This is a genomic window from Paludibacter sp. 221, assembly GCF_010501035.1.
Classification (GTDB): domain Bacteria; phylum Bacteroidota; class Bacteroidia; order Bacteroidales; family Paludibacteraceae; genus QVMH01.
The window spans coordinates 11,191-23,168 of the sequence record NZ_QVMH01000040.1; the positions used below are offsets into that span (position 1 = coordinate 11,191).

General features: G+C 38.0%; 13 protein-coding genes. 4 read left to right on the forward strand and 9 right to left on the reverse strand.

The window, feature by feature from the left end; genetic code table 11:
- Nucleotides 1-137 precede the first annotated feature (137 nt).
- The 4 genes from D0T49_RS09395 (at nucleotide 138) to D0T49_RS09410 (ending at nucleotide 3,218) form a co-directional block, all read left to right on the forward strand.
- The gene (locus tag D0T49_RS09395; protein ID WP_163630723.1) at nucleotides 138-566 is read left to right on the forward strand and encodes a hypothetical protein; all 429 of its coding nucleotides are present in this window, start codon (nucleotides 138-140) and stop codon (nucleotides 564-566) included.
- Between the two features lie 16 nt (nucleotides 567-582).
- Complete coding sequence (locus tag D0T49_RS09400) at nucleotides 583-1,164, forward strand: RNA polymerase sigma factor (RefSeq protein WP_163630725.1); 582 nt, start codon at nucleotides 583-585, stop codon at nucleotides 1,162-1,164.
- Between the two features lie 241 nt (nucleotides 1,165-1,405).
- A complete protein-coding gene (locus tag D0T49_RS09405; RefSeq protein WP_163630727.1) occupies nucleotides 1,406-2,167 on the forward strand; it encodes a glucose 1-dehydrogenase in 762 nt (253 codons plus the stop codon).
- 154 nt (nucleotides 2,168-2,321) lie between these two features.
- Nucleotides 2,322-3,218, forward strand: coding sequence for a YitT family protein (locus D0T49_RS09410; protein ID WP_163630729.1), 897 nt, complete (start codon nucleotides 2,322-2,324; stop codon nucleotides 3,216-3,218).
- A 79-nt stretch (nucleotides 3,219-3,297) separates the two neighbouring features.
- On the opposite strand, the gene D0T49_RS09415 is transcribed toward D0T49_RS09410, so the two are convergent.
- From D0T49_RS09415 to tnpA, 9 genes are all read right to left on the reverse strand, one after another.
- Nucleotides 3,298-4,485 (reverse strand): FN3 domain-containing metallophosphoesterase family protein, encoded by a 1,188-nt coding sequence (locus D0T49_RS09415; RefSeq protein ID WP_163630731.1) that lies wholly within the window; start codon nucleotides 4,483-4,485, stop codon nucleotides 3,298-3,300.
- Nucleotides 4,486-4,509: 24 nt separating this feature from the next.
- Nucleotides 4,510-5,775, reverse strand: a complete 1,266-nt coding sequence (locus tag D0T49_RS09420; RefSeq protein WP_163630733.1) for a peptidase U32 family protein — start codon at nucleotides 5,773-5,775, stop codon at nucleotides 4,510-4,512.
- 44 nt (nucleotides 5,776-5,819) lie between these two features.
- Nucleotides 5,820-6,689: a hypothetical protein gene (locus D0T49_RS09425; RefSeq protein WP_163630734.1), complete on the reverse strand. Its 870-nt coding sequence runs from the start codon at nucleotides 6,687-6,689 to the stop codon at nucleotides 5,820-5,822.
- Nucleotides 6,686-6,997, reverse strand: coding sequence for a hypothetical protein (locus D0T49_RS09430; RefSeq protein ID WP_163630736.1), 312 nt, complete (start codon nucleotides 6,995-6,997; stop codon nucleotides 6,686-6,688). Before D0T49_RS09430 ends, D0T49_RS09425 begins: the two co-directional genes overlap by 4 nt.
- Nucleotides 6,998-7,327: 330 nt before the next feature.
- Nucleotides 7,328-7,840, reverse strand: a complete 513-nt coding sequence (locus D0T49_RS09435) for a nitroreductase family protein (protein WP_163630738.1) — start codon at nucleotides 7,838-7,840, stop codon at nucleotides 7,328-7,330.
- 23 nt (nucleotides 7,841-7,863) lie between these two features.
- On the reverse strand, nucleotides 7,864-8,649 hold the full coding sequence (locus D0T49_RS09440; RefSeq protein WP_163630740.1) for a hypothetical protein: 786 nt from the start codon (nucleotides 8,647-8,649) through the stop codon (nucleotides 7,864-7,866).
- Between the two features lie 17 nt (nucleotides 8,650-8,666).
- On the reverse strand, nucleotides 8,667-9,596 hold the full coding sequence (gene nadA / locus D0T49_RS09445) for a quinolinate synthase NadA (RefSeq protein ID WP_163630742.1): 930 nt from the start codon (nucleotides 9,594-9,596) through the stop codon (nucleotides 8,667-8,669).
- A 438-nt stretch (nucleotides 9,597-10,034) separates the two neighbouring features.
- Nucleotides 10,035-10,847 (reverse strand): SDR family oxidoreductase, encoded by an 813-nt coding sequence (locus D0T49_RS09450; protein ID WP_163630744.1) that lies wholly within the window; start codon nucleotides 10,845-10,847, stop codon nucleotides 10,035-10,037.
- A 416-nt stretch (nucleotides 10,848-11,263) separates the two neighbouring features.
- Entirely contained in the window at nucleotides 11,264-11,725 is a 462-nt protein-coding gene (gene tnpA / locus D0T49_RS09455; protein ID WP_163630746.1) for an IS200/IS605 family transposase, read from the reverse strand.
- Nucleotides 11,726-11,978: the final 253 nt, after the last annotated feature.

Below are 11,978 nucleotides of genomic sequence, written 5' to 3' on the forward strand. Positions count from 1 at the left end.
GATTATTGAGTAATTTGTACATTACCAAACTTTGCTCCCTACGGGAGCTTTTAATACTATAATCATTTATAAATAAGCTTTATAATAGACTATTGAATATAAACTCTATTTATTAAAAACAAAAATCAGATTATAAAATGAGAAATAGAAGTGAAAAAAAAGCATTGGGCTTATTGATATTCCTTGTGGTTTTTGCCGGAGTGGCGGCTATAGTTATGTTGCTGTGGAATGCCCTTATTCCGGCAATCATCGGTTGGAGCGCCATTAATTACTGGCAGTCGGCAGGATTGTTGGTTTTGTGCAAACTGTTGATTGGCGGGTTTGGAAAAATGCTCCCATTAGGTGGCGGGTATATGTTTGCCCGTAAATCAAAGAAATGGGGACATATGAATCATGAAAAAATGATGCATTTCCACGATCACTTTCATGAAAAAATGGATGGCATGTCGCCCGACGAAAGGCGTGAATATATCCGCAACCGGATGAAGGGATTTGAGAGAGACTGTTGGGATTATAATAACCCAAGAGCGGAAAAAAATGCAGAAGGAACGGCTGAAACTACTTAATAACTGTTTCTAATTGATGTCGAAAAGAGAGCAAAAAACCGTTAAAGCTATCAATGAAACGGATGTAGGGAAAATATATGAGGAACATCAGGCTGAATTAAAGGGATTTATCTCGCGAAGAGTCTCTTTCAAAGAGGATGCCGAAGACATTTTACAGAATGTTTTTTACAACCTTTCGAAAACAGATCTGGATGAAAATCCCATCGAGCAGATATCATCATGGCTTTATTCGGTGGCACGTAACCAGATAATAGACCGTAGCCGCAAGAAAAAAGAAAAACTGATACTTGATGACAAGGCCGATTCGGACGATGAGTTTCTGAGTGATATTTCGGAGATACTTACCAGCACTAATGATACGCCCGAAACGGTGTATCTGCAATCGCTGGTATGGGAGGAGCTTGATGCGGCATTGGATGAATTACCTGAGGAACAAAGGACGGTTTTCGAGCTGACCGAAATGCAGGGATTCTCTTTCAAGGAGATTTCTGAATCCACAGGTATTCCTGTCAATACGCTTATATCGCGAAAGAGGTATGCTGTGTTGCACTTGCGCGAACGGTTGAAAGATTTGTATGAGGATATTATATATAGCTAAATATGCAAATCAGGAAGTTGACAACAGATAAATAAAAAGTTGAGGTAGTGAGGGTGTAAAACTCTCACCAAATGGCTCCTTCCCTCTATCTCCCATTTTATTTCTCCATTAGGAAAAATAAAGTGGGAGATAATTTTTTGAAAGTATTTTCGAGTTTTGGTGAACTAAACTGCTTCGCAATTTGTATTAATAAAACAGACAAGCAGAGAAATTAATATTTAATTAAATAAAACTTATGACTATGGAATGTTTGAAAGGAAGAGTAGCAATTATTACCGGAGCAGGTTCCGGAATGGGCGAAGCTATAGCAAAGCTGTACGCCGAGAAGCATATTAAAGTAGTAGTGGCCGATTTGAACGAGGATTCGGTGAAACGTGTAGTTTCTGATATCGAAAAAATAAGTCCTTGTGTGTTAGGGGTAAAAACCGATGTTAGTAAGCAGGAAGATTTAAAAATTTTGGTGGATAAGACTATTGAGAAGTTTGGCACAGTTGATATTTTGATTAATAATGCGGGGATCCTCGATAATTTTATGACTGTAGGCGATTTTAACGTAGATACCTGGGACAGGGTGATGAATGTGAATGTGAAAGCACCTGCTATGTTATCGCAATTGTGTATCAACTATTGGCTGAAAGAGAAGAAACCGGGTGTTATTATCAATACAGCTTCGGTTGGTGGTATGTTTGGCGCACGTGGAGGTGTGAGCTATGTTGCCAGCAAGCATGCTGTAATAGGTTTAACAAAAAATATTGCGTCGGTTTACCGCGAAGATAATATACGTGCAGTGGCAGTGGCTCCCGGTGGCGTAAATACAAACATTGGCAATACGCTGAAAAATCCGGATATGAAGGGAATAGGTGCGTTGAATAAGTATGTAGCCGAAGGGCCTATGGGCGACCCTCGTGATGTGGCAAATGTAGTGGTTTTCTTGGCAAGCGACGAGGCTAAATTTGTGAACGGAACGGTGGTCACAGTAGATGGCGGATGGACAGGGGCTTAATATCGGTTTTTCGGTTTTAAGTGGCTTAACTATAAAGGAGTATAATTTTTAATTGTACTCCTTTTTTGGTACAAAATAGTAATACATTCAATACTTATTTTATATATCTTTGCGCCACACTTTTCGTAATACAATGCCTTATTTAGTCTAATACATGAAACCAAAAACTAATTTAAAAAAATCTCTGTCAGGAAAGAGTTTTTTTATCGATTATTCTCTTATTGTAGTAGGTGCTTTTTTGCAAGCCCTCAGCTATGTGCTTTTTTTGGCACCTTACAAAATTGTTCCGGGTGGAGTTTATGGTATTTCTATTGTTCTTCACCATCTGACCAAAGGAGTTTTTTCCTTTTTACCCGATGGATTGCCTATGGGTATTACAGCACTTTTTTTCAATGTTCCTCTACTTATTCTTGCCATCAAAAAGCTCGGCTTATCGTCGGGCCCTAAAACGGTGGTTACTTTTTTGCTGATATCAGCGTTTACCGATGGGCTTTCTTATTTTTTAACCGAGCCCTTGTTGGCAAATGATAATTTTATATCGGCTTTTTACGGAGGTGCTATATTGGGGCTTGGGGTGGTTTGTGTGTTTAAAGCAGGCAGCACCAGTGCCGGAACGGATGTATTAGCGCGTGTTATTGCTGTTTATTCTAACATGAAGGTAAGTAATCTGATTATTATCCTCGATTCTGTAATAGTGCTTTTCGGGCTGTTTGCATTTCAGGACTGGACTGTTCCTCTGTATTCGTGGTTTACCATTTTTGTATATGGTAAAGTGGTTGAGATGTTTCAGACAGAGAATCCTAACAGGGCGGTTTTTATTGTATCGCGCAAACCTCAGGAAATAAAAGAGCTTATTGTGGATAAGATGCACTTGCGTGGCACTTTTATTCACGGTAGGGGTATGTATGAGGGGAAGGAAAAGGACATAATTTTCACTATTGTGGAGCGTAAAGATATGCCTCAGCTTAAGAACGAAGTAAAAGAAATTGATTCGGAGGCTTTCATTTCCACTATGCACGCCAGCAAAGATTCTGCTCCTCCGGGAAAATAACAATAATTTAAAGTAAAAAGGTAAAAGTATATCATTTGATTCAGTACTTTTACCTTTTTACTTTCCGCTTTCGCCTGTTTTAGAAAGTGCGTTCCAGTGTTGTTTCTCCCTTGTTATTTACAGTTTTTACGTGTATTCCATTATCATCTACGGTAACAAACGAAGCGCTTTTATTATCGTTCACTAAAATGGGAAAATTGTTTACTCCTTTTTCTTCTTCGAGTATGAAATGGCGGTGGGTATGTCCGCTTATCATCAAATCTACTTTAGCTTTATTCAGTATAGGCATAAAGAGGTCGTTCATTTGTTGCGTGCCGTGGTCGGTATCGCGCTGTATCTTTTCGGCCTGGTTTTTCCTGTTTTTTGACAATGGCGGGATATGTACCATTACAATACGGTGTTTTGCGCTTTTGTATTCTTTCGATTTTACCACCTCTTTCAGCCATTCCACCTGTTCGGCGCGGTATTGGTCAAAGGCGGTGATTCCTGCATATACGGGGTGTGTATCAGGTTTGTCCTCGCCCGAGTCGAGCATCACCACTACTGTATTCCCCAGAGTGTATACCCCGTAATAATGTCCATCCTGACGGTATACAAAGTTATCATATTCGCGTGCCAGATGTCCGCGTGTTTCGTGATTTCCCCTTACTATAACGAATGGTTTTTCGGTAGCAAATTTATCTACCGACACATCTATAAAACTTGTATAAGGCTGGTCGGGCTTATGAAAATAGCTCATAATATCACCCAGCAGAAAAACAATTTCGGCTTTATCTACAGGCAGGTACGAGAGCAGGTCAGAATATTTCTTAGCATCGTCGTGAATATCGCTGGTAGCTATAAAAGAGGCTGATTTAGCCTTAGGGTTAAAAGTTTTGAACTGATACCACTCTGAACTGATACTGTCGCCATAGGTAACTTTATACGGCTGAAAATCGGTCATTTCTTTTGATATGAGCCTGTATTCGTATTTTGTATCAGGCTCAAGTCCATCTATTTTTATAGTGTTCATCGTATTGTTTGCCTGTACAAGCCCGTTCACATAGGTGTAGTGCTTTGTAATATCTCCATTCTCCCCGTTTCGGAGTTCAATATGCGAAAATCCTTTTGCCGATGTGGTGAAATATATACTTACCTCTTTTTCGGTCAATCCTTGCAGATAGGGGCCATGATTGAAATTGTAACTATCCTGAGCAAAGGAATAGCCGGAGCTGAAAATGGTAAGAAATAAGAAGGTAAAAATAAAATGTAAATTTGTTTTTTTCATGATTAAACTATTTTTAAAAACCTATTATTGCAACGACTTTTTTACTTTTTCGGCGGCAACTATCTTAAATACTTTGTCATTTCTCCGTACAAGTCCTTTTGTTTTCAGCGAAAGGAAATCGCCTTTTTTGGCTGTTTCCACAGGTTTTAAATCTACCCGTATTTCTTCTATAATATCTTCGTAAGCTCCGGTAGTTTCGCCCGTTATCAGTATTTCGTCGCCTACCGAAAGGCTCTGGGTTTCCAGATGCACCTCGGCAACTCCTATTTTTCCGAAATAATTGGTTACCTTGCCAAGATAAACTTTGCGGTGAGTGGCCTCCGAGCCGTAATTTGAGCTCCATTCGCCCAATCGCTGACCAAGATAGTACCCGTTCCAGAAACCCCGGTTAAAAACGCGCGAAAGGCGTTTGTCCCAATCCGCTATTTTTTCGTCGGTAAACGTACCTTCAAGGTATGCTTCGATAGCTTCTTTATAGCATGATACAACCGTTTTCACATATTCTGCCCCACGTGCACGCCCTTCGATTTTGAAAACACGTACTCCCGAATCCAGCATCTTGTTGATGAAATGAATCGTTTTCAAGTCCTTTGGCGACATGATGTATTCATTCTCAATGTCCAGTTCTATTTCGGTTTCCTTGTCCTTTACGTTGTATCCACGGCGGCATATTTGCATGCAGGCTCCTCGGTTGGCCGAAGCGTTCATTTCGTGCAGGCTCAGGTAGCATTTGCCCGAAACGGCCATGCACAATGCCCCATGACAAAACATTTCTACCCGTATCAACCCGCCGTTTCGTCCACGTATGTTTTCTTTTTCTATTATCTCGTGTATATGCCCTACCTGATTCATGTTCAACTCGCGCGCCAACACCACCACATCGGCAAACTGGGCGTAAAACTTTAAGGCTTCGGCATTCGATATGTTGAGTTGGGTTGAGAGGTGCACCTCCACCCCTACCTTGTTAGCATACAGCATGGCGGCTACATCGGCGGCAATGATTGCCGATACTCCCGATTCTTTTGCTATATCAATGATTTCGCGCATCAGGGCTAAATCCTCGTCGTACATAATTGTATTAACGGTGAGGTAGCTCTTTACGTTGTTTTCGTTACACGTATGCACTATTTCGCGTAGGTCGTCGGTAGTAAAATTACTGCTCGATCGGCTTCGCATATTCAGTTTTTCGATGCCGAAATATACCGAATCGGCTCCCGCCTGAATAGCTGCCGACAGGCTCTCCCACGAGCCTGCAGGAGCCATTATTTCTATATCTTTCCGTTTTATCATTTTTATTATTTTTCAGAATGCAAAAGTAATAAAATAAGTAGTATTTATTTGGATAGATTATACTTTGGAGTCAGCTTCGATAGTACAAAAGCTACCCCTAGCTGTATATGATGATACGGAAAATCATTTATCCCATATTGATACTGTGCAAATATATTGAAATTGGGTTGCTTGAAGTTAAGTTTTGAGCTGTAAACGAGGGGTTTATCGCCATTATCTATCCATCCGTAATAACCAGACAATGTGTTTTCAAAGTCGATGAGGCGGTTCGAAAGAATTATTTTTCCGCCATACATAGGGGCATCATTTTGGGTACTTCCGGTGGTTTCCCAGCACAGGAATCCAAGATCTGCTACTGCTCTTATCTCACTCAACAATTTGTTTTTCAGATGGATGGATTTTCCTATTTCTACATCAAAATAATATCCGGGCGTATCAAAATAACGCCTCTGACCGAAATTTGTACCCGAAGCTGTTTTCAGCGTACTATTCAGAATAATGCTTGGAGCGTATTTTTTTTCAGGAAGAATAAGTATCCGTGTCTGAACGTAAAAATCCCCGCCTCTTGCTGCTCCCGATAGCTCTCCTCCTTCCATATTACGTTCGTCGTACACAGCTTGCGTTACCTTGTAGTTTTCGAACATGGGTACCCACACTTTTAGCGAAACACGCTTGGCCAACAAAGGTACTTCGGCAGCGAAAACAATATTGCCTGTACGGTCGCCAAATCCGAAGTAATAGTCGCCCGAAAGCCTGATAGTGGTTTTTGCAGGGATAGCAGCGTCAGTAAATTCGGGCACAGGATTGGCATTCGGTCCAAAATATGCAGGGGAATAATTTACTGTTTGGGCATTGCTAATGAAGCAGCAGGATACAAATAAAATTATTAAGCTATACCTGATTTTATCGTTCATCTGATTTTAGAATAAATGAAAAGAAACATTGCAACTAAAACAACAAAAGTGACTACCAGGGCAATTATTCTCTCTTTTTGTTCTTGTTTCTTTATCTTTAGTTTCATTTCAGAATTTATTTTTTCCAATTCTTCTGCCGAAATATCTTTTCTTTTAATTTCCAGCGATTTATGATTTTTTGATGGTCTGGAGTAAGCCGAGTGAGTTTCTTTGATTTTTGCACGGTTTGCCTTTCTCAAATCCCTGTTTTGAGCCAGTACTTTTATCATATGTAGTGCGTGTCCTCCGTAGCCCATTATCAAGGTCATTTTTACAAAGATAAAAAATTTCTATCAAAGTCCCTGTTTCTTATAGGGCAACTGTACTAAAATTATACTTCAAAAATCGGTCTTATCAGATATTAACTTACATTATTTAGCTCACATAGGACACACATACTAAAACACATAGAAACACAGTAGAAATCACATATAAGCTATGTGTACCTATGTGGAAACTAACTGAACCTATGTGGCAAAAAATAAAAACTAATTAAGACCATGTACTTATTAAAATTCAACTGTATACACTCCTAACGGAGCGTTTTGCATGTAATACAATAAAAAAACGAAGCATTTGCCCCGTTAATACCGTTTTATTTATTTCCATTTTACTATGTTGTCCGGGGTTTTTCGTTTCTTTTCCGCAATTTTTAAATCCCCGGCAGGATAACCCAACGGAAATACAGCAATAGGCTCTATGTATTCGGGCAACTCTAAATTCCGGCGTAAAACTGTCTTATCAAAATTACCAACCCAGCAGGTTCCCAAGCCTGTTTCTTCAGCAGCCAGACATATACTCGTACAAGCTATGGAAACATCAATATCAGTAAAATCTTTACCATCCGAACGTTTCCAGCCCTCATCGTGATTTCCACACGCCACAATATAACAATCGGCTCCGGCAAACCATTCCCTGTTATATGATTCCTGCATTTTCGTCTTTACTTCGTCAGACTGAGCTATAATAAACACCCAAGGCTGATAATTCACAGCCGAAGGCGAAAGGCGGGCACATTCCAGAATATACTCTATTTTTTCCCTCTCTACCTTTTTAGCCTGATACGAACGAACCGAAAAACGTTTTTCGAGAAGTGATTTTAAGTTCCCCATTCTTATTTGAAAATACTACTAAACTATTTTAATTCGTTTAATATTTTATCTATTTTTAAATAAATATCATCTATTTCAAACTTATTATCTATAGCCTTGTTTTCAACAGATTCTAAAAGCAACTCATACGATTCAATCCTCAGATTACAATATTCTATTAATAACCGATTTTGCTTAATAAATTCGGGAGTAATACCCTCTATTTTGTTTAGTTCCTCCATTATTTTTATATTCTCCTCCCACTTAGGAATACCTGTATTCTTTATAAAATCAATAATCCGGTAATCCTTTGCATACTCAAACATATCGTACAATTCCAAAGCTTCATTTTCATTTTCAGTAAATTCGGCCAAGCCTTTATCATAAGTTTTAACGTCCCAATTCTCAGACTGAAAAAACCAAACATAAGTAAAAATGCTTGCCATAATAACCAATAAGCAAACAACACCTACACCTAAAGCTCTCCAAGCCGAATAAAAAGGTTCTTTATTTATTTCATGTCTTTTCAGTTGTGCTCCTTGTATCTTTTCCACTATCAGATAAATAATTCCCGTATAGGCTAATGGTACAACAAAATTCGGAATTTTTTCGGCAATATCGTCGGGAATAGCAAATGAAACACCAAACAATAAAACAGTAAAAACAATACTTATAACCAAAGCATAAAGCCCTTGTCTTTTGTTTCCTAAATTAATACAATTCCGGCGAATTAATATCCCGGCAGCCAGCGGACTTCCAAAAAATGTAGATAAAGCTATCGACTTTTGCGAATACAACTGCAGCGATTTATCTGATTTTACTTCCATCATTCTAAATTTATAACTTTTCAACTCATCTCCAACATGCGGAGAATAGGTTTTACTGCTTTCTTACGTATTTCTTCGTCTACCAGTATTTCGGGCTGTTCGTCGCGCAGGCATTTATACAATTTTTCGAGTGTATTCAAGCGCATAAAAACACATTCGTTGCAAGCACAGGTACTATCATTAGGCGGAACAGGAATAAACGTCTTATCAGGATTTTTCTTTTGCATTTCGTGCAAAATACCCGACTCAGTAGCCACTATAAATTCCTTTTTATCCGAGCTGGTAGCATAATTTAATAAAGCCTGAGTAGAACCTATAAAATCGGCCAACATTAATACCTGCTGTTTACACTCAGGGTGAGCCAGTACAATTGCCTCAGGATGCGTTTCCTTGAGTTTTAAGAGCCTTTCGAGCGAAAACTGTTCATGCACATGGCAAGCACCATCCCAAAGCAACATAGAGCGTCCTGTCACGCTATTGATATAATTTCCAAGATTCCTGTCGGGACCAAAAATCAATTTTGCATCTTCGGGGAATTGGTCTACTATTTTTTTGGCATTGGTAGAAGTTACCACCACATCGGTCAGTGCTTTTACCGCAGCAGTAGTATTTACATAAGATATTACAGTATGGTCGGGATGCGCTTTTACAAATTCCTCAAATTTATCGGCCGGACAGCTGTCGGCCAGCGAACATCCTGCTTCCAAATCAGGAACAAGCACTTTTTTGTCGGGCGAAAGAATCTTAGCTGTTTCGCCCATAAAATGCACTCCACACAATACTATTATATCCGCATCGGTTTTAGCAGCCCATTGTGCCAATGCCAGGCTATCACCCACATAGTCGGCTATATCCTGTATATCGCCCACTTGGTAGTAATGAGCCATGATAACAGCATTTTTTTCTTTCCTAAGCCGGTTTATTTCTTCTATCAATTTTTCTTTTTCCATATTCAGGTTTTAAACAAAAGAAATTATAATATTATTCTTTATTCTTTTTTTTAAAATATTTATTTTAGTAATTATAGGTTGTTGATAAGGTTGATAAAAATATCTCTGAAAACTTCTATTTTTCATTATTAAGATAAACGGATTGATATATCGACAATATTATTTTTTATAATATTTTGAGAAACAATCCATTTACAAACTTTATCAACACGCTGTTGATAATGGCAAAGTTAGAAAGTTTTTTCGACGACCGGTATTGAAAACGTGAAAAAACGGGTTAAAAAATAATTTCAAAAAACGTGCTAACTTATTTTGTATTTTCAGAACAACTGCTATAAAGAATTGGTTCTCGAATCTGCAAATTTATTTTCAATATTTCTTTTAGCCATTTATCAACAGTTTTCAACAACTTGTTGATAGCATAAACGAGCGATGTGATTAATACAATTTTCCTACTATCCACAGCCGCAACCGGGTGGGGATGATGGGGAAAACTCCACATATCAACTTATATTGCAGTCCGGGTATTACGGTAAGTTTCATTCGTTTACGCATAATTTGATTTACCATTTTACGGGCTACAAACGAGGCTTTCATCCCGTTTTGTTCATCCCTTTCCATTTTGCTTACCGATTTTTTCATTCGGGTAGAGTAAGCAGAATCCTGCGATTTATCGGTATATTTTCGGGTCGAAGTAAAATCCGTTTTAGTATCGCCCGGAAGTACCGTACAGCATTGTATGCCAAACTGTTTAGTTTCCATATACAGTGCTTGCATAAAGATGGAAACAGCAGATTTTCCGGCCGAATAAAAAGCCTGATAGGGGATAGGTACAATAGCTGCAACAGACGAAGTTGCCATGATTTTTCCGTAACCTTGCTTACGGAACACAGGTAAGCAAGCCTGAATGGTTTTTACCGTACCAAAAAAATTTGTTTCCATCTGGTAACGCACTTCCTGTTCCGAGGTATCCTCTATAGAACCTCCGATGCCGTTTCCGGCATTACAGATAACAGCATCCAGACGGTTATTCTGTTCCAATATTTGGGAAATAACGGCGTGAATATCTTTCTCTTTATTGACATCCATTTTCAGAGCGAAGATGTTGTTTTCCTGCTCCTTGCTAAGACCTTGAATAGCACCCCGCCGCGAGCAGGCATATACGCGTACCTCTTTTTCGGCAAGTTGCTTTGCCACTTCCAACCCAATGCCGGAACTTGCACCCGTTATCAAAACTACTTTTGTATACATAGCTTATAAAAGTTATGGTACAAAAGTAGTAAAAAATAAGGCTTCTCACATGAGAAACCTTATAATGATATATATGCAAGCGAAACGCAGCTTGCGTCAGCAGCTACCAATTATACTTTGCCTGAAAGGCAAGGCAGGGGGGCTCTCCACTGGTGCAAGTTTAGTGTAACGTAACTTGTGCCAAAAATTACACAATAGTTACTAAGGTCTATTATGTCGCTTGTAAGATATAAAAAACTGAGATTACAACTTATAAACAAAATAAGGTAATAAGGTTATTTTTCATTTCACTATTATAGTTACTAAGGTTCATTATCAAAACAAAGATTAACAACATGAATCTTTCGTAAAAACCTTATTTTTCAATCAATAACCTTAGTAACCTGAATTAGCAGAATAAAATTAACCTTATTACCTTATTTTTCTTTTGTAATAATTTTTTCTTTATCAATAGTTTGTTGATAGAATTTTATGAATTCGTCATATTCTTCGGCAAAAGTTTTTTTCCTGTGATGTTCTTTTTGGTTTAATATGTATTTACAAACTTTATCTACATCTCTTTTTGATACGGAAAAAGCAGAACAGGATTTTTGCCATTCAAATTTCCCTACACACAATTTATTGTCATTAATAAATTTTTCGGAACTATTTTCTACGATTGATGCCAATAATTCTTCTGAAATATTGGGATTTCTGGATACTAAAAAATGAATATGTTCCGGATTTGCATAAATAGCGTATAATTGACAGTCGTTGTTATTGACGATACCTGTTATATATTTTTCTATTCGTTCTCGATTTTCTTCCCTGATTAGTGGTAAACGTTTGTAAGTACAAAAAACAAAATGAGTATACAAATTATTATATTCAATTTTCATGACAATAGATTTTTTAATAAGCTAATAAGGTCCCGTTTTTATTTAGTTTTTGGGTTACTAAGGTTTTCTTTTTTTAAATAAGGTTTTTCAAATATAAACCTTATTTTTTTAACCTTAGTAATATATTACCAATGGCAGAATAATAACTTTATTACCTTATTGATTTTTATCTCTCATTCTTTTACATTATCAATTTGCATTTTCTGTAAAATAAAAGTTTTGATGGTTGTAAATTTTAATAAGCTAATAAGGT